A 19,916-nucleotide genomic window follows, 5' to 3' on the forward strand; every position below is an offset into this window, starting at 1 on the left:
TATTCCTTAACATCTTTTAAACGCTTTATGCTTCAAATAAAGTAGATAATACTTCAATGCAGAAAAATATTTATGCTGACTAGCAAGTAATTTAGCATATCTTCTGGTGGTTGACGGGGCATTTTCATTAGCTAGCAATAATTTATCGTTTGCCCAACAAGAAGACTCTATATAATGTTGATAAAGAGGCGTCAAATATAGTTTATACCAAGGTTTATTACCGGTGACATAATGAATAATCACAGCATCATTGCCAATAAGATTATCCTCTTTTCCACCCGCAGTTAGCGCAGTAAGATAATTAAAGCATTTAGGTAAAAATACTGTTTTACCTTGCATTAAAATATTTAGGACATCTTGATCTGCAAATTTATAAACTTTACCACTGTTAATCATCGCAAAAGCTTTTTCAGTAAGGTTATTTTGTACCCACATATCTGTATTAATATATATCATTCCAGCATTAAAGTATTCACCATAAGGAATATTACAGCTAGCACACTGTTTTTCTTGTGTTTTTTCTAAATCTGGGACAACCGCAGAATATTTATCAGTTAAATCAATATTAATTAATTCATTAAGGTTACTTGTACACAGTACATCACAATCTAAATATAAAACTCGAGAAGTTACTTTATTTAGTATCTGTGGTACAACAAATCGTAAACAAGTTGAAGCAGAAACATGTAAAACTAAAGTATCTGGATTAATTGAAAAATTATCACTAATTTCATAACAAATTATGGTAATATTTTCTTTACTTAATTGATTAAATCTTATAATTTTCTCGCTAGATACATTATTGGCAAATAAATGGAATACAAGATTTTTATCTGGATTATTCAAAATTACTGAAGACATAGCAATACTAGCTGGCATTGCATAGTTATCATCAAAACAAAATGCTATATGTACCGTATTAAAAGATTCTACGGTATTATTAAGTAGTGTTTTGATTTTGCTAATAAAAATGTTTTCTTTCATCTTGTGCCAATTTTTCGATTATGTTAAAAAAGATTAAAGCATTGTAACATATGTTAAATTAAACAATGAAGTAATAATAAATTTTATATTGACATATTGATTTAGTAATGACTAAATAACAAGGTTAAGTTTTAAAGAGTGTTAAAAATGAATAATAGGATTAACATTGCATATTGTAGTGATTCAAATTATCTTGAACATGTAGCTGTATCTATTACCTCTATTATACTTAACAATATGGATCATAATATTAATTTCCATGTCTTTTTATATGATGTCGCACCAGAAGAACAACATAAGTTACAAAAAATCAGTCCTTCTATCACAATTTATTTGATTTCAACAGATGAGCTAAATAAATATTCAGATCTTTCGAATAATAAAATAAAGCATATTAACCGATCGATGTATATCCGATTATCAGTTCCAAGACTATTACATGGTAAAGTTGATAAATTTATTTATTTAGATGCTGATACCTTATGCTTTTCTGACCTATCACCAATTTTAAATATAAATATAGACTCAGTCATTTGCGCTGTAACACCAGACTCATTAGAGAAAGAAAATATGAACAAAAACCAAAAAAGGTTGGAACTGACTTCTCAAAGTTATTTCAACTCTGGTTTTTTATACATTAATGTTAATAATTGGATGGATTTTGATACAGAAAATAAAACAAATAAGATATTGCTGTCCGCAGAAAAAAAACATTTAATTTATCCAGATCAAGATGCCCTAAATGTAGTTTTACAGCATCAAGTTCTATTTATAGATACTAACTGGAATTATCTATTTACTTGGATGAACGATAAGCAAAAAGAAACTTTCTTTTATAATAAAGAATCTTTACCTTTTATCATTCATTTTACTGGTGCCAGAAAGATGTGGTATCAAGAACATAAAGGGCTCGCGCAAAATATTTATAGTTTTTATAAACACTTCACTCCTTGGGCAAATAGTCCACTTAAAAGTTATAAACATAAAATGCGCGTTAATGATTATCGTATTTATGCAAAAAACCACATAAGAGATAGAAAAATTATAAATGGCTTTAAGTATTATCTGCTTTATTTAATTCATAAACTTAAAAATTAGCTATTTTTAATTTAAATATATTCTTTTATAGATTTTACTAATATATCAGGATTGATTGTTTTCATACTATTAGAATAAAAAACAATTTGTTTGCTATTTATGCCGTTAGGGGACCAAATATCCTTATTTATTTGTAAATCAAGATTAGGGTTATGCTTTTTTATATAGGCTTTATCTAAAAATAAATCTTGTAATAAATATTTATAATTACTAAACTCTCGACTATAAATAGCTTTTAAATTATCTAATTTAGGAGGTAACGGCTCCATATAGATTGAAATACACTTAGTCGAAAATGCTGAAGCCACATGCACAATAGATGTGTCAACACTAATAACTAAATCAGCTTTTTTTATTAAAGGAAAAACATCTAAAATTGAGGGAGATTGAAATTTAATTGTACCGGGTATACACAATTTATCAAAATTTCCACCTTGTCCAATTATTACAATTCTATATTCCTGATAGTAGCTTTTAAATAAATTACACAACATTAAAATCTGAAGTTCTGATAAACAACGATAATCAGAGCCTCCATAAGGATTAATTACCACGAATTTTTCTTTTGGTTTAATATTGTTATTAATAAAAAGATCAACATCTTTATCTTTTATTGAATCAATAAAGATATCATAACCAAATGAATCATAATTTATATCAAGATAGTCTAAATAATATTTTAATTGATTTGTAACATGTTCCGTCGTTTTATAATAAGGTAAAGAAATATTGAATGATTTAATATTACTTTTGTTATAGCTGAGTAGATGTAAAGTTTTAACAAAAACACAAAAAAACAAATGTTTTAAGTCTAATCGTCTGTGAAATCTTGCGTCGATAGCCAAATCAAATTGATGTTTTCTAATGATTTTAAGTGATCTCACTAACTTACTAAAAGTTCCATCATCATATAAAAAACAATCAGTTACGTAAGGGTTATTACTTAAAATTTCTAAACTATTTTTTCTTGAAGACACATATACTTTATATCCTGCCGTTGATAAATATCGAATAAATGGCGTTGTAACTATCATATCGCCAATACAATCATTTCTTATAACAAGAACTTTTTTAACTGAACAAGGAATTAATGAATTGTTTTTACTTCGTAAAAATATAGTAAATAAAGATAAAAATTTTATAAATATAAAATACTTAATTTTTTTTGTAATAAAATTACGTTTCCAGTTTAATTGTCGAAATTTCTGATTTAGACTAGTCAAAATAATTCCTATTCATCAAATAAATTATCTACCTATAGTTTTTTTATCTCTAGTTTCAATTGTTCAAGCATAATGCTAATATCAAGGCTAGCTATTGGATCACCAAGCCCTGTACCAAGGTTATCATTAGTAAATATTTGTATTGCATTGGAATAATTTGGTCCCCATACAAAATTATTAATAAATTGTTTATCAATAATCCTATTATTATAGACGCAAATCATTCTTATATTATAAATTGAAGCAATATGTACTATAGAAGTGTCAACAGTAATCACTAAAGTTGAATATTTAACTAACGCCACTGTTTCAAAAAAAGAAGGTAATGGGTTTATAATAATATTTTTTTTAGCTTCAATATGAGAAATTTTATTAGGTTCACCCACCACAATTGTTGTACAATCATCAAATTGCGATAAGAAGGATAAAGTCTTATCAATCTGATAGTTAGAAAAACTTCTAGCTTCATTTGAACCATAAGGATTAAAAATAATTATTTTTCTGTTTGATTCTATTATAGGCTTAATAAAATTTCTTACAAACTGCTCATTATCGGTTGGAATATTAATGTAATACTGTATCGGTTCAGATTGAATATTCATTAATTGAAGTATTTTCTGACTTCTTGTTGAAACATGAGACGTATACTCGTGATAAAATATTGAAGTATCATACAATTTATATTTTTCTTGATTGAAGCCAATTGTATGCAATGGACTGATAGCTTGGATGATTTGACAACGCCTTACACTATTGTGGCCTTTATCAACAAGGTCAATTGCAACATCAATTCTTGTGCTCTGTAATTGTTCTTTTAATTGTTTTATACTTTTTTTTCTATCGTAGAATAAAACACCATCAACAAAAATAAAGTGCTCAAAAAGAAAGGCAATCCTTTTTTCTACGATAACATAAACCTTAAACCCATTTTCTCGAAGGGACTTAATTAAATAGGAAGTAACTATCGCATCCCCAATTCCTTGATCATTCATAAGAATTGCTACAGAATGATACTTATCCGGATGAAATATAGTTCTTACCTTTTTTTTTCGATTTAACCAGGCTAATTTAATAGCCAATTTAAACGGTTTTACCTTTAAATTTCTTTGCCTATTTAAGTATTTAATACATTCTAGTAACTTATTTGCCATTCCTTTTAATACCCTATAATGCAAAAATCATCTATATTAAATTACAAAGTTTCCTTTGTATAATTTTGCATATAAACCATCCATTGATAACAACATTTGATGGTTACCTTGCTCAACAATTTTACCACTATCAATTACCAATATTTTATCCGCATTTTCAATAGTTGATAGTCGATGAGCTATCACTATTGATGTTCTTCCTTTTTGAAGATCGTCTAAGGCTTTTTGAATTGCTAGTTCTGATTCTGTATCTAAGGCTGAAGTGGCTTCATCAAGTATTAAAATTGGTGTATCTCGTAATAAAGCTCTTGCTATTGCAATACGCTGTCGTTGACCACCAGATAATAACACGCCACTTTCACCAACTATCGTATCAAATCCATTTTCAAGCCCAATAATAAAATCATATGCATACGCTTTTTTAGCAGCTTCTTCTATTTCTTCTTGAGAATATTCACCTACTTTTCCGTAAGCAATATTATTTGCAACAGTATCATTAAATAAATGCACGTTTTGCGAAACTAATCCAATTTGATTACGCAAACTATATAAAGTTAAATCTTGAATATTATTATTATCGATTAAAATTTCACCATCATTTATATCGTAAAAACGAGTGAGCAAACTTGCGATAGTTGTTTTTCCTGAACCTGAACGACCAACTAAAGCAACGGTTTTACATGGCTCTACTAAAAAACTAATATCTTGTAGTGCTGGCTCTTGTCTATTTTCATATGTGAAAGTCACATGTTTAAATTCAATATTTCCATTAACTCGCTCAATATTGATTTTTCCATTATTCTTCTCAATTGGTTGTTCAAAAATAGCAAATAACGTTTGGCAAGCAGCCATACCTTTTTGAAAATCAGCATTAACACTGGTTAAGCTTTTTATTGGTTGCATTAACGCTACTAGTGAAGAAAAAACTACCGTAAACTGCCCTGGGCTAATATTTAAATCAGGATTACTTGCCATTAACAAGACAAAAGCGATAGCAAACGAAATAATAAGTTGAACAATTGGCGTTGATAATGCTGAAATAGAAACTAATCTCATACCATCTCGACGAAATTTATTGTTCACTTTATCAAATTTTTTTGATTCTTCATCTTGGGAACCAAAAAGAATAATTTCCCTATGGCCTTTTAACATCTGTTCAACAGACATAGTGACGCTGCCCATTGAATTTTGCATATTTTTGGCTAATCGCCTAAATTTTACAGAAATAAAAGTAATCAACCCAATAACAATTGGCGTAATGATAATCAACGATAAAGACAACTGCCAGCTATTGCTAAACATAGTATAAAATAAACCACAAATAAATGCTGATTCACGCACTATTGTTATCAAAGCATCAGATGATGACGAGGCGACTTGATCTGTATCATAAGTAATACGAGACAACAATCTTCCTGTAGAATTTCGATCATAATAACTGACTGGAGCATCAACAAAATGATTAAAAAGGCGTTGACGAATATTAAGTACAATTTTAGTAGAAATCAAAGATAAAAAGAAAGAATATCCATAATTAGCAATACCGCGGAGTAACACTAATCCAAAGATATAAAAAGGCGCCATCATTAAAAAATGCTGATCATTTTCAACAAAACCTTTATCAAGTAAAGGTTGTAACAACGCAATAAGTGAAGTATCGGCAAACGCACTAAAAACAAGCAGAATTATTGATAAAAACAGAATAAATTTATGCTTAGCAATATAAGGCCATAACTTAGAAAACGTTTTCCATGTGGATGTGTCTTGATCAATATCGTTGTTTACTGATTGATTATTATTTTTTTTCATAAATTTTTTTTGCTTTAAGAATTAAATTGCATTTGATACATCTTGGCATAAGTGCCATTTTGAAGTAATAATGAACTGTGAGAACCTTCCTCTATTACCGAACCATCATCAATAACCAATATACGATCAGCTTTTTCAATTGTAGATAGCCTATGTGCAATAATAATAGAAGTTCGATTTTTTTGTAAATTATCTATAGCCTGCTGAACAAATCTTTCAGATTCATTATCCAATGCTGAAGTAGCCTCATCAAAAATTAAGATAGGCTTATCGCGTAAAAGTACTCTTGCTATAGCAATTCTTTGTCTTTGTCCACCTGATAATAAAACACCATTATCACCAATCTCTGTATTCAATCCATGTTCTAATTTTTCAATAAACTCCATTGCGTTAGCTTGTTTAGCTGCATTAATAATATCTTCTTGAGTATACTGATTTTTAGCACCATAAGTTATGTTATCTGCTATTGTGCCATTAAATAAATGGACTTTTTGTGAAACATAGCCTATTTGCTTACGCAATGAAGCAAGTGTGTAATCTTTGATATTAATACTATCTAGTAGTATCTGACCTTTTTGTATATCATAGAATCTAGGCAATAAACTTGCTATTGTTGATTTACCTGCACCTGAGCGCCCTACTAAAGCTACCGTTTCGCCTTCTTTAATTTTAAAACTAATATTATTTAAAGATGGTGATGTTCTTGTTGGATAAGTATAGGTGACCTGACAAAACTCAATATTTCCTTTTGCTCTATTCAACTCAACTTTTCCGTTGTCATCTTCGAGTGGTAAATTTAACAACCCAAATAATGATTCGCAAGCAACAGAGCCTTTTTGTAATTCTAGATGAACACTAGTTAGCTCCCTTAAAGGACGCATTACTGCAACCATAGCCGAAAAAACAACAGTAAATGATCCTGGTGTAATATCTAAAGTTTGACTTGCAACAAGAAACAAGATTAATCCTAAAGCCAATGTAGCAACTAATTGAATGATCGGTGTCGATAAACCAGAAACAAGTACAATTTTTAAAATGCCTTTTCTAAAAATTTTATTGATTGAATAAAAATTGTCTTTTTCGTATTTTTGAGCATTAAAAATTAAAATTTCTTTATGCCCTTTCAGCATCTCATCTGCTGCTGTTGTAATGTTACCTATTCCTTTTTGCATAGAAACAAGTGTACTTCGAAATTTTTTTGCAATAAATTGGGCTATAAAAATAACTAACGGTACAACAATAATTAAAACTAAAGCCAACTTCCAATTACCATAAAACATAACGATACATAAACCGATAGCATAAGCAATTTCTCTTACTAAAATGATAAGAGCATCGGATGAAGCTTTTGATAATAATTGAGTATTATAAGTAATTACAGTAACAAGTTCGCCAATAGGATTTTTATCAAGAAAACTAGTAGGACTTTTGACAAGGTGATTAAAAATCATCTGCCTGAATTTGGTAACCACCTTACCAGATAACCAAGAAAGACAGTAAGTAGAACAATAGTTAGACAATCCACGTAATGTAATTAACCCTATAATACCAATCGAAAAAAGAATTAATAACTCATAATTTTTATCCATTAACCCATTATCTAATAGTGGTTTTGTTAATGAGATCAATGTTGCGTCAGTTGCCGCATTTAGCAAAAGTGCAATAATTGCAACAATTAACGCTTTTTTATGTGGGTAAATAAATGGCCACAATTGTTTAATGGTATTCAATGAGCTATATTTATTAGACATAATAAAGTAAAAAAATTAATCAGAAAGGCAATTATACTATACAAACTCTATTAATCTGAAATTTTATTACAACTCTTTTTCAACTAGAAAAAATTTGTTTTATCTATATAATAAAGAAATATTAAGTAAGTTTCTTAGTGTCCCTTAGAATATTAAATACTTAATTAAGTATTCAGTTATTAAATACTAATTAAAAACGATGTAATAGGAATTGACAATGTATTTCGACGCAAACAAAATCATAAAAAAAATGATAATATTTGGAGCTAGAAATAACAATAATGTTAATCAACTAAACATCGCATATGGTATTGATAAAAACTTTTTTTTAGGTTGTGCTGTTTCAATTACGTCTATTTTAGTGGCTAATCCTAGTTTAAATTTTAATTTCCATATATTCACAAATTACATTAATGACGATTTTGAAAAAAAATTAGAACAACTTGCCGATAGCTATAAAACAACCATAGCAATTTATTTAGTTGAAGATAATGGGTTATTACACTTACCGACTACTAAAAATTGGACAATTGCAACCTATTTTAGATTTATCGTAGCAGATTATTTTTATGGAAAAATAGATAAAATCCTTTATCTAGATGCCGATATCATCTGTAAAGGTTCATTAAAAGAATTATGTACGTTAAATTTTGATAATAATATCGCCTATGTAGTGACAGAAAAAGACTCTATATGGTGGAGCAAATGTGCTACTCGACTTAATGAACATAAATTATCATCAGGTTACTTCAATGCAGGATTTTTGCTAATTAATCTAAAAAAATGGCAAGAATTTAATGTAAATAGCAAAGCATTAGAGTTACTTTCAGATCCTTACCTATCAATAAAATTCACACATCTTGATCAAGATGTATTAAATCTGTTATTACTTGAAAAAGTTAAATATATTGATAGGAAATATAATCAACAGGTGAGCATTAATTATGAATTAAAATATAAAACAGACCTTAATTGCTACTCGCCTATTTCAGATGAAACAATATTAATTCATTATATTGGTCCAACTAAACCATGGCATAATTGGGCTAAAGATTACAAATGCTCGCAATGCTTTCTTGATGCGAAATCTGCATCGCCATTGAATTCAACACCTCTGCTATCACCTATCACAGCAGCGCAAATGAGATATTGTGCAAAGCATAAATTGCATCAGAAGAAATTATGGTCTGGTTTCGTTTGTTATATTAAATATTGCTTAAAAAAAATAAAAAGTTAAAAAATATAATTCTTTTATAAGAAATTACTAGTCATTGTTTTTAGCATTGCATCTGGGCTATATTGATACAAAATATCTAATGTAACTGGTGTAAACTTAGATTTCAAAAATAACTCAATATTTTGATAATTTTCATCATCAAGAATAAAAATTTGTTCTGGCGAATAAAAATTATATTCTTTTATAGATTTATTAGTAGTAATTAATTTTTTGTTAAATAAAATGGCTTCAATAGCTCTTAAAGTGACTCCCGTTTGACCTATTTGCCCTATTTCTAAAATAACATCGCTCTGTTTTACTTTTTCTATATTTTCGAAATAACTAATTTTTTCTCTCAATTTATAATAGTTAGATTTTCCTAACGGGTATATTATTTGTGTTGATTTGTAATTGATTAAATTAAAATCTGTTTGGTAACCATTTTGGTGTAATATAGGCGCAATTCTATTAATAACTTTAACTCTATTTTCCCAATACTCACCTATAAAAAAACAATTTTTTATAGTATTGCGAAAATAATCAGACTCCGCCCTCAATTTTTTCATTTCTGAAAAAGTAAATGGTAAAAATTGATTTAAATATGTAAAACTATATTTTTGGCAATCATCAAAATCAAAACTATAAATTTTATCAAAAAACGGTGTGATTTTATTTATATAATCTTCATGTTGGCATAACCATTTTTTCTTATTTTTCATGCTGTCATTTAATACTTCAATAGTATCACGCAATATTAAAACTTTATGACATTGAAGATTTTTGACTAAGTCAATGAATCCAGAAATAGCAAAACCACTACACAATAAAATATCATCGGATTTTAATGATCTTAATTTCATGAATTGGTGGAATTTGATAAACCACTGTCTAGGAAGTTTCTTTCTATCCAATAGAAAATTAATATCTCTAAAATGTTTCATTAATTTATTAAAAAGAACAACATCATATTCAGATTTTAAGATATTAACCATATGTTTTTCATAATCAGCATTCCACTCAGCAAAATAAATAGTCATTAATTAGCCTAAATAGATTTAATTTTAGAAATACAAGAAATTAATTGTTTTTTCCAATTTGAACCAGATAAATTATGTTTTTTCATTTTATCCATACTCATGACAGAATATAATGGCCTTTTAGCTTTAGTGGGAAAAGATTGAGAATTAATTGGAGAAACAACAGGAGCCTGAAACAATAAATTTTGATCTAATGCTATATCAAATATTTCTTTGGCAAACAAAAACCATGATGTAGCTTCATCACCACAATAATGATATATACCACCTTGAATATCATTCATTAGCATATCTAAAATCGTTTTAGCAATATCACCTGCATAAGTTGGACATCCTAGCTGATCATCAATAATGGTTAATTCAGGTCTAGTTTGACTAAGCTTTAACATCGTTTTGACAAAATTATTGCCATATTCACTAAAAACCCAAGAGGTTCTAATTACAATTGCAGAGGAATAATTGTCTAAGACAGATAATTCACCAGCTCGTTTAGTCTCACCATAAACATTAACTGGATTGGTTAAATCATCCTCTAAATAAGGAGAACGTTTAGTTCCATCGAAAACATAATCGGTCGAAACATGAACTAGTTTTGCATGATATTTTTTGGCAGCTGCTGCTAAATTCTTAGGACCGACAGCATTAACTTTATAAGCTAGTTCATATTCATCTTCGGCTTTATCTACTGCTGTATATGCTGCAGCATTTACAATGGCATCAGGTCTATGCAAGGCAACAAAATTATCAACAACTAAACCATCAGTTATATCTAATTGCTGACTGTTAGTGGCAAGTAATTGCCAATCTGAAGGAAAGATATCTTCAAAACAATGACCTAACTGACCATTAGCACCAGTTAACAAAACTTTCATCAATTAACTATAACTCCTGTAATGTTTTGCCTAACTTATCTTTTGTCGATAGTAATGGGTTTGAAATCGGCCAACTAATATTTACTGTTGGATCGTTCCACAACAAACACCCTTCTGACTTAGGATCATAATAGTTAGTACATTTATATTCAAAGTCAGCAATATCTGACAGTACAGCAAAACCATGAGCAAGTCCAGGAGGTATCCACAATTGTGTTTTATTATGTTCAGTTAAGGTAACACCAACCCACTTTCCATAAGTTGGGGAATCTTTACGAATATCGACAGCCACATCAAAAACTTCACCTCGAACAACTCGAACTAGTTTGCCTTGAGGATTTTTTTTTTGAAAATGTAATCCCCTTAACACATTTTTTTGTGAGCGAGAATGGTTATCTTGAACAAAATTAAGTTCTATACCTAACATTTCTTGGTACCGCTTTTGTTCGAAAGTTTCAAGAAAAAAGCCTCGTTCATCACCAAACACTTTCGGTTTTATAATTTTCACATCCACAATATTCGTTGAAATAACTTCCATTTGTCCACCTATTTTATTGTTCTATCAATCTTGCCAAATATTGCCCATATAATGTTTTACCTGAACTAATGGCTTCTTCTTTCACCTGTTCAGCACTTAGCCAGCCATTACGATAAGCAATCTCTTCAAGACAGGCAACTTTGAGTCCTTGCCTTTTTTCTATTACTTGAACAAATGATGACGCTTCAAGCAAACTGTCATGTGTACCTGTATCAAGCCAAGCAAAACCGCGTCCTAGGATTTCAACATTTAACAGTCCTGCATCCAAATACATCTGATTAAGAGTTGTAATTTCTAGCTCACCACGATGAGATGGCTTAACTTGTTTTGCCATTTCAACCACATTTTCATCATAAAAATAAAGACCTGTTACAGCCCAGTTCGACTTTGGATTGGCTGGTTTTTCCTCAATGGATAACGCTTTAAAATTTTCGTCAAAATCAACAACACCAAAACGTTCAGGATCAAGTACCTGATAACCAAAAATTGTTGCACCTTCTTTTTGAGCTGCAACTCTTACCAATTTTTTGCCAAAGCTTTCGCCAAAAAATACATTATCACCTAACACTAAAGAACAGCGTTGTTTTTGAATAAACTCCTCACCGATTAAAAAAGCTTGTGCCAAACCTTCTGGCTTAGGTTGCTGTGCATAACTTAGTTTGACACCAAAACGAGAACCGTTACCTAGCAATCGTTGAAACACAGGTAAATCATCAGGTGTTGTGATTATTAAAATATCACGAATGCCGGCAAGCATGAGTACAGATAAAGGATAATAAATCATCGGTTTATCATAAACAGGTAACAACTGTTTTGAAATACCTCGAGTTATGGGATAAAGACGGGTTCCTGACCCGCCAGCTAATACAATACCTTTCATAAAATTACCTATATTAAATAATTCCTTGTCGTGATCTTGCATATGAGCCATCTTTAATATGATCACACCATTGTTTGTTTTGTAGATACCACTCTACTGTTTTGCGCATTCCTGTTTGGAATGTCTCTTGTGGTTTCCAACCCAAATCTTGATAAATCTTTGATGCATCAATAGCATAACGTTGATCATGACCTGGGCGATCAGTAACATAAGTAATCAGATCTTTATAACACTTAACACCATCTGGCTTATTTGGAACGAGTTCTTCAAGTAATTCACAAATAATATTTACAACATCAATATTTTTTTGTTCATTGTGCCCACCGATATTATAAGTTTCACCTATTTTTGCTTTAGTAGCAACAAGATAAAGTGCTCTTGCATGATCTTCGACATATAACCAATCTCTAATTTGTTGACCATTACCATATACTGGCAACGGCTTACCTTCAAGAGCATTAAGTATCATTAATGGGATTAGTTTTTCTGGAAAATGGTATGGACCATAGTTATTTGAGCAGTTAGTAATAACTGTAGGTAAACCAAAGGTTCTATGCCACGCACGGACTAAATGATCACTTGAAGCTTTCGATGCCGAATATGGGCTACTTGGTGAATAAGGTGTTTTTTCAGTAAATAAATCATTCGTTCCATGCAGATCACCATACACTTCATCAGTTGAAATATGATGCAAACGAAATGTAGATTGTTTGGTTGTGTCTAGAGTTTTCCAATAAGCCAAAGATGCTTCTAATAAAGCATAAGTACCTATTATATTGGTTTCGATAAATGCTGAAGGATTATCAATAGAACGGTCAACATGACTTTCGGCAGCTAAGTGCATAATAATATCAGGTCGAAAATCAGTGATTATAGAATCAAGTGATTTTCGGTCACAAATATCAATTTGCTTAAAATGGAATCTTTCGTTTTTAGATATCTGATCTAATGATTCCAAATTCCCCGCGTAAGTCAATTTATCAATGACTAAAACTTCATTTTCTGTTTGATTAATAATATGCCTAACAACAGCGGAACCGATAAAACCAGCACCACCTGTGATTAATGTTTTCATATTAGTCCCAAAGAATTATTTAGCTAATAATGTTTAAAAAACTAATTATGCCACAATCTTTCGTAATATAATATGCTTTATTATTAATCTAGTATGAAAACACTAGTTGTTTACACTTCATGATTAAAATAATCCTCTAAAAACTCATAAGGTGTTTTACCCCAATGAAAATATTTAGGAAAGTCCCTGCGTAAATGTTTTTCTTCTATACAGACATAATCATCGAATCATTTGATAACTTAGATTTATAATAGTAAGCACAGCTATTTAAGCTGACAATAGCATAGCTCATGACAATCGTAATAGCATGAACAGTTTGTAATTCTTCTGCTCACGCTTATGTACCTTAATCGTTGCCATATCTCTGGTATCTGATAAGGCATTAATTTTGTTTTTTGTGTATCTTCACTAATAAACACAAGTTTTATTTAACTATAAATTAAGTTATAATTCCTAGCCTATATTCGACAGAAGATAACGGTGAAAAAGCAAATGATAAAGCGAATCATGTCTCAAAAGTCGTTAAAAATAAAATTTTTAGGTTTAACTGTGTATAAAAGAGTTTTTAATCCTAAAGAACAATATTTCTTAAAAAAAGCACTTGTAATTAAGAGGGATAATACTTATAAAACAATTAGTTTTTTGGGTTTTAAAATTCTATCTAAAAAACGGTCTGTAAAAAATAACAATCTTGATACTAACATTAAGAATATACATAAAGAATCTCAAATTAATTCAGAATTATCAAATATATTATGGTTTACACCTATATCACCACAAGATGAAAAGTGGGATAGCCTTAAACCTGCTAAATACACCTCAAATACAAAATGTGTGGTTATACTTCCAATTTATAAAGGTTTAGATGAATCATTATGTTCAATTTATCACGCATTGAAAAGTAGAATATCAGAACAATATAGTTTACTAGTTATTAATGATGCAGGACCGGATGAAAAATTAAATATAAAATTAAAAGAATTATCTAAAAAAGGATTGTTTGATTACCATTTAAATAAAGAAAATTTGGGTTTTGTTAAAACAATCAATTTTGCAATTAGTAATTTATCACATAATCTTGATGTTATATTACTTAACTCTGATGCTTTCGTTTTTGAAGGATGTTTTGAAAGGATGATTGATTATGCCGATAAAGATAAATCAATTGCAACAATAACACCTATGTCGAATAATGCCACGATATGTAGTTATCCTTTTATATGCCAAGATAACAATCAAAATATTGAAGTTTCACCTGCAGAATTAGATAAATTAGCCGCTAAGATAAATAAAAGCGCTTACATCGAAGCACCTACAGGGGTTGGCTTCTGTTTTTATATGAGAAGAAAAGTAATTGATAAAATAGGTATGCTTGATGAAAACTCTTTTAAAGTTGGATATGGAGAAGAAAACGATTTTTGTATGAGAGCTATTCATGCCGGTTTTAAAAATATTATCATTGGTGATGTATTTGTATATCATGTAGGATCTGTTTCATTCTCCGCTATTAAAGCTGAAAACATGAAAAAAGGAGCAAATGCATTAAAACTAAAACATCCAAACTATCTTAATTTAGTTCATAATTTTATAAATGTAGATCCTGTCTTTATATTGCGACGTAATTTGGACATAGCTAGATTACAGTTGAAGATTGGACAGAAGGAGTGTGTCGTAATTCTTTCCCATGCATGGGATGGAGGAATTAATACATATTTAGAAAGAATAATAAGTCAATATACTAGCCAAGGAACTGATACAATTCTTTTAAAAGTGCATGATAAAAATCGTTATTCTATCTTTTCTCATGAAAATGACCAATTCAATCTTTGTAATTTAAAAAATCTATCATTAAGTTGTGATTTTAATTTTTTAGATTTGTTTTTTAAAACTATTCAGCCAGTTTTAGTTCATATCAATAGTTTTGCAGGTCTTGATTGGCATCATCATGAAAAGCTTTTGTCTTATTTTTCTTCATCTAATTTAAATTACAAATTTATTATTCATGATTATGCTTGTATGTCATATGATTATAAATTGCTAAATCCTGAATATATTTATGAAGGTGTGCCTTCATTAGAAAGAAGAAATCATTGGTACAATGCAAAAAAAATTCCAGTTGATTACGAAATAAACATAACTGAAGCTTATTCGCGACATAAAGCCTATGCACTATTTCTAAAAAAATGTTTTAAAATTGAATCTCCATCTTACCGTGCTAGAGATATAGTTCTAAAGGATTTTCCTGGCTTGGACATTGATGTTATTCCTCATGATGATATAGTTGGTGATATTTTACCCGCTGAAAGAAAAAAAGAAAAAAATAAAATAAAAATTGTATCAATTGGTGCTCTTAGTGTTGAGAAAGGTTCACAAGTACTTTCAACATTAGCTATTGACTCTAAAAATAGAGATTTGAATTTATTATATTTTTTAGTCGGATTTAGTAACCCAGGAGATCAACATGTAATGAAAACAAATAATGTTACAGTCACTGGTAAATATAAAAACGACAAAGAATGTATTGATAAAATTAGAGAAATTTCTCCTGATTTAATCATATTACCAAGCATATGGGAAGAAACATTTTCTTATACTTTATCAATAGCTCTAGCTTTAAGAATTCCAACATTAGTTTTTGATATTGGTGCGCAATCAGAAAGAACTAAAGATATCAGTTGGGTGGTAAAATTGAATCCATTACTTATAAATAATCCAAGAGGTATTTCCGATTTAATTATTAGTTTAAATATTGATAAACTATGGAAAGAAGCTAGGAAAAAATAGCAATTCAAGAAAATAAGTTTATAACCAATCTTTATAAATAATTTACTATAAAAAACAGAAAATCATTCGGATAAAGATTGGTTTTATTAATTTAAGTTAATTTACATTCTTGTTATATATTCTTTTTATTTTTCTTGCTAGCTTTTTAAAAAATGTATTCTTATATTTTAAACATTGATTTTTTAATTTATTATAAGAGTTTAGTAAAGAATTGTACTTTTCCAAACAAATACTATTATCTGATAATAAATGATTATTATGGATTAAAAGATTGTTAATCGTAGATGTTACTTCACTGAATTTTGAGATAAGTTCATCATGATCAATAGTTAATTTATTAAATTTATCCAAAACAATATTATTTTCTGAAACCAATTGTTCATTTTTAGACGATAAATCATTAAACTTTATCAATAGCCCATTATGGTATACAGATAATTCATTATATGCATTGTAATATTGTTTGATTGATTTAGTAATTTCTGATTCAGATTTTATTTTTTGACGATCTTCTAAATTAATAAATCTTGAATTATAATTTTCTCTAGATGCTTTAATTATAGTACTTATATAGGAATCTAAACAATATTTAGATAAAACTTCATGTCTAATTTCATGAATGTCATTTTTAGCCTTTTCGTAACCAACAATTATTTCTTCAACTATCTCTCGTGCAGAGATCTTTCTTAAACAACACCGACCAGAATAATTAAATTCTTCTGCTTTTTTATAATTATTTACAGATAACCAACCAATCCCACCAAAATGATCATAGCAATAAACTGGAGTATCACCTACAATAGCATATTGAGCTGTTTTTCCAATAGTAATAACAGCATTTGTATATTCGATCATTCTAGGTGTTACTCGCTGTATTTGTCCTCGAACACCAATATTCATTATATTTAGTGAATATTCATTTTTTAAAATTTCCATTGCATCAAGAATTTCTTCTGGCGGATGATTACTGACTAAAAGTATATTTTTTAGAGGTTGTTCATTTGAAGCTTTTTCATGGAAAAATTCGGATGGTGATGCATTAAAAAAAATATCGCTTATATCAGTAGGTAAACCAAAATCACATAATTGATTATAAGTTTCTTTGCTATTAGCAAAAATTTTATCAGCAAGTAATCTCTCTGTATATAAACCAAGAGTTTCTAAATGCTCATATGGAGATAAATGGGCAAATACAAAATATGTATTATTATTAAAACTATCTATATAGTGATTAACAAGAATAGGCAATATTTGATGTTGAGCCCAAACAATGTCATAACTAAAAGGATCGGGTAAATCATCACTAGTTAATAAATTAATACCAGAATCCCTAACAATATCAGAGACTGGAGAGCCAACGTAATTGGCAACGATATCAACGGCATAATTATTTTTCTTAAAGCATTCCGCAACTTCTAAAGCGACAATTTCAGAACCACCAATACTAGCCATATGGTTAGTACATATTAACACTTTTAACATAAATTAGTAACAATGCTGTTATTATTGAATATATCTATTAAAATTAAATCCCAGTTAATATTATTTATAAAAATTACTACTTCTCATTCATAACCTTATAAATAGCATTAAAATATACATCTGAATTGTATTCTTTATTATCTATTTTAATCTTAAATTTAGCATGATTTTTATCTTCTTCAAATAAATCTGGATTAATATCAACATAATAAGGAGCAACAAATTCAGCCCCGTTATCATGATGGCACAAAAATGCCTTTTTATTATATCCGCATTATTTGGTATGTCCACACTTTTAGTACTAAAAAGATAAGGTCATCGATTTCTTTTGTATTCAATCGGCGACTGGTAATTTAATGTTAAATGAAGTCGGTTATAATTAAACCAATCCACATAGTGATTAAATTCCAATTTAAGTTGCGCCAGTGAATCAAAAATAGTATTTGACACAAATTCTGTTTTCACTGCTTTAAATGTGCTTTCTGCAATTGCGTTATCATAGAGGCAGCCTTTGCGACTTAACGACTGTTTAATTCCAAATGCTGTTAAACATTCATCAATCAAATGATTATCAAACTCTTTTCCTCTATCAGAATGAAACAACTCAATCGTCTGTAAGTTCATTGGAATTTGACTCATAGCTTGCATGACCAGTGCCACTGTTTTATGCCTGCCAGCACTTCGTCCCACTATTTCTCGATTACTGATATCAACAATTACACGAAAGTGGTGCTAACGTTGTTTAACCTTCACATAGGTTAAATTGGTCACTAATATCTTTTGTGGTTGACCTATATCAAATTCTCGATTAAGTTCATTATTCACCGGCGATTCATTGCTTTTTTCTATATGAATACAATATTTTTTACAGGTGTATTTCGAATACCCAGCCATGATCCGACCTATTCGGCGTCTAGATACGGTTATGCCTTGCTTTCTCAGCTCTGCTTGCAGACGCTTTGTACCATAAGCACGATAATTATTATTAAAAATTTCACTAGGAATATATCTTGTGGTTACTGCGTCAATTACCGTTGATTATAGAAACGATTTCGGGTTACATTTAAACATCGACATAATGCACGTAAGCTGTATCGATGCTTATTATGTAAAATTATATAGATAAATCTATCACCGCCCTATCTCATAATCTCTCAACTTATTCGCAATCGCTGTATGCGACACACCTAATCTTTTGGCCAGCTTTCTTGAGCTTGGGTATTGATCATATAATTTTAATAAGATCTCTTTTTCAAACTGTTTGGTTATTTCATCAAGAGTTTTATTTTCAATATTGTTGACCCACGATAATTGCGATGTGATTGGAGTCGGTAACACAACGTCTTTGACCGTTAACCTAGGCGAGGTCAATTGCGCCAATGCCGAATAAAGTATGTTTTTAAGTTGTCTTACATTACCTGGCCATGAGTAACGGGTCAAATTATCAATAACATTATCGTCAATTGTTGGTGGTATGATGCCTTGTTTATTGGCATATTCATTTACAAAAATATGCGTAAGTGATTGAATATCGTCTTTACGCTGTTGTAAAGAAGGTAAATTAAGCGATAGTACGTTAAGTCGGTAATAAAGATCTTTTCTAAATTTACCTTGTTCAACCAAATCAGCTAAATCGACCTTTGTTGCACAAATAATTCTAACATCGACATAAACTTCATCATCATCACCCACTCGGCGGAAATAGCCATCATTGATAAAACGTAATAATTTAGTTTGCATTTGAAACGACATTTCATCAATGCCATCAAGCAATACTGAGCCACCGTTGGCTTGTTCAAAAAAGCCTTTTTTACCTTCAATAGCGCCAGGATAGGCACCAGCTGCATGCCCGTATAATTCACTTTCAACAACCTCATCAGGCATAGCTGCACAATTTAATGCTAGAAAAGCCTGATCGCCACGTGAACTGTATTGATGACAAGCATTAGCAAGTAAATCTTTACCTGTACCAGTTTCGCCAGAGATAAGCAATGGTTCTCTTTGCATTGAGAATGC

General features: G+C 29.8%; 17 protein-coding genes and 2 pseudogenes. 3 read left to right on the forward strand and 16 right to left on the reverse strand.

Features of this window, described 5'->3' with window-relative positions; translation table 11 throughout:
• Positions 1–6: 6 nt before the first annotated feature.
• Positions 7–984: a glycosyltransferase family 8 protein gene (locus ACGH49_RS05155; RefSeq protein ID WP_411588483.1), complete on the reverse strand. Its 978-nt coding sequence runs from the start codon at positions 982–984 to the stop codon at positions 7–9.
• Between the two features lie 147 nt (positions 985–1,131).
• Between ACGH49_RS05155 and ACGH49_RS05160 the strand changes: the two genes are divergently transcribed.
• Positions 1,132–2,082 carry a glycosyltransferase family 8 protein gene (locus ACGH49_RS05160; RefSeq protein WP_411588484.1) on the forward strand — a complete coding sequence of 317 codons (951 nt, stop codon included), beginning with the start codon at positions 1,132–1,134 and terminating at the stop codon, positions 2,080–2,082.
• 11 nt (positions 2,083–2,093) lie between these two features.
• Here ACGH49_RS05160 and ACGH49_RS05165 read toward each other — a convergent pair whose 3' ends face one another.
• From ACGH49_RS05165 to msbA (ACGH49_RS05180), 4 genes are read right to left on the reverse strand one after another with little or no spacing between them, the layout of a single operon-like run.
• Entirely contained in the window at positions 2,094–3,305 is a 1,212-nt protein-coding gene (locus ACGH49_RS05165; RefSeq protein WP_411588485.1) for a glycosyltransferase family 9 protein, read from the reverse strand.
• Between the two features lie 32 nt (positions 3,306–3,337).
• Positions 3,338–4,456: a glycosyltransferase family 9 protein gene (locus tag ACGH49_RS05170; RefSeq protein ID WP_296208082.1), complete on the reverse strand. Its 1,119-nt coding sequence runs from the start codon at positions 4,454–4,456 to the stop codon at positions 3,338–3,340.
• Between the two features lie 36 nt (positions 4,457–4,492).
• On the reverse strand, positions 4,493–6,265 hold the full coding sequence (gene msbA / locus ACGH49_RS05175) for a lipid A ABC transporter ATP-binding protein/permease MsbA (protein WP_411588486.1): 1,773 nt from the start codon (positions 6,263–6,265) through the stop codon (positions 4,493–4,495).
• Positions 6,266–6,279: 14 nt separating this feature from the next.
• Positions 6,280–8,016 carry a lipid A export permease/ATP-binding protein MsbA gene (msbA, locus tag ACGH49_RS05180; protein ID WP_366881390.1) on the reverse strand — a complete coding sequence of 579 codons (1,737 nt, stop codon included), beginning with the start codon at positions 8,014–8,016 and terminating at the stop codon, positions 6,280–6,282.
• A 217-nt stretch (positions 8,017–8,233) separates the two neighbouring features.
• On the opposite strand from msbA (ACGH49_RS05180), the gene waaO reads away from it, so the two are divergent.
• Positions 8,234–9,253, forward strand: a complete 1,020-nt coding sequence (gene waaO, locus ACGH49_RS05185) for a lipopolysaccharide 3-alpha-galactosyltransferase (protein WP_296208076.1) — start codon at positions 8,234–8,236, stop codon at positions 9,251–9,253.
• Between the two features lie 14 nt (positions 9,254–9,267).
• Here the strand turns inward: waaO and ACGH49_RS05190 are convergent, their stop codons facing one another.
• From ACGH49_RS05190 to rfbB, 5 genes are read right to left on the reverse strand one after another with little or no spacing between them, the layout of a single operon-like run.
• On the reverse strand, positions 9,268–10,269 hold the full coding sequence (locus tag ACGH49_RS05190) for a hypothetical protein (protein ID WP_411588487.1): 1,002 nt from the start codon (positions 10,267–10,269) through the stop codon (positions 9,268–9,270).
• Positions 10,270–10,277: 8 nt separating this feature from the next.
• Entirely contained in the window at positions 10,278–11,141 is an 864-nt protein-coding gene (gene rfbD / locus ACGH49_RS05195) for a dTDP-4-dehydrorhamnose reductase (RefSeq protein WP_411588488.1), read from the reverse strand.
• Positions 11,142–11,148: 7 nt separating this feature from the next.
• Positions 11,149–11,679 (reverse strand): dTDP-4-dehydrorhamnose 3,5-epimerase, encoded by a 531-nt coding sequence (gene rfbC / locus ACGH49_RS05200; protein WP_296208072.1) that lies wholly within the window; start codon positions 11,677–11,679, stop codon positions 11,149–11,151.
• A gap of 13 nt (positions 11,680–11,692) precedes the next feature.
• A complete protein-coding gene (gene rfbA, locus ACGH49_RS05205; RefSeq protein WP_411588512.1) occupies positions 11,693–12,559 on the reverse strand; it encodes a glucose-1-phosphate thymidylyltransferase RfbA in 867 nt (288 codons plus the stop codon).
• A 13-nt stretch (positions 12,560–12,572) separates the two neighbouring features.
• Positions 12,573–13,634, reverse strand: a complete 1,062-nt coding sequence (gene rfbB, locus ACGH49_RS05210; protein WP_411588489.1) for a dTDP-glucose 4,6-dehydratase — start codon at positions 13,632–13,634, stop codon at positions 12,573–12,575.
• A 480-nt stretch (positions 13,635–14,114) separates the two neighbouring features.
• Between rfbB and ACGH49_RS05215 the strand changes: the two genes are divergently transcribed.
• Positions 14,115–16,418, forward strand: coding sequence for a glycosyltransferase (locus tag ACGH49_RS05215; RefSeq protein WP_411588490.1), 2,304 nt, complete (start codon positions 14,115–14,117; stop codon positions 16,416–16,418).
• A gap of 96 nt (positions 16,419–16,514) precedes the next feature.
• Here the strand turns inward: ACGH49_RS05215 and ACGH49_RS05220 are convergent, their stop codons facing one another.
• The 6 genes and pseudogenes from ACGH49_RS05220 to ACGH49_RS05245 form a co-directional block, all read right to left on the reverse strand.
• Positions 16,515–17,870 (reverse strand): hypothetical protein, encoded by a 1,356-nt coding sequence (locus tag ACGH49_RS05220; protein ID WP_411588492.1) that lies wholly within the window; start codon positions 17,868–17,870, stop codon positions 16,515–16,517.
• Positions 17,871–17,976: 106 nt separating this feature from the next.
• Positions 17,977–18,150, reverse strand: a complete 174-nt coding sequence (locus ACGH49_RS05225; protein ID WP_411588493.1) for a hypothetical protein — start codon at positions 18,148–18,150, stop codon at positions 17,977–17,979.
• A 65-nt stretch (positions 18,151–18,215) separates the two neighbouring features.
• Positions 18,216–18,617 carry a transposase gene (locus ACGH49_RS05230; RefSeq protein ID WP_411588514.1) on the reverse strand — a complete coding sequence of 134 codons (402 nt, stop codon included), beginning with the start codon at positions 18,615–18,617 and terminating at the stop codon, positions 18,216–18,218.
• Between the two features lie 15 nt (positions 18,618–18,632).
• Positions 18,633–18,794: a hypothetical protein gene (locus ACGH49_RS05235; RefSeq protein ID WP_411588494.1), complete on the reverse strand. Its 162-nt coding sequence runs from the start codon at positions 18,792–18,794 to the stop codon at positions 18,633–18,635.
• 9 nt (positions 18,795–18,803) lie between these two features.
• Positions 18,804–18,929, reverse strand: a pseudogene (locus tag ACGH49_RS05240) (IS3 family transposase); the annotation flags it as partial.
• A 102-nt stretch (positions 18,930–19,031) separates the two neighbouring features.
• Positions 19,032–19,898, reverse strand: a pseudogene (locus ACGH49_RS05245) (sigma 54-interacting transcriptional regulator); the annotation flags it as partial.
• Positions 19,899–19,916: the final 18 nt, after the last annotated feature.

Origin of the sequence: Gilliamella sp. BG7, from assembly GCF_046635565.1 — a bacterium.
GTDB classification, from domain to species: domain Bacteria; phylum Pseudomonadota; class Gammaproteobacteria; order Enterobacterales; family Orbaceae; genus Gilliamella; species Gilliamella apicola_P.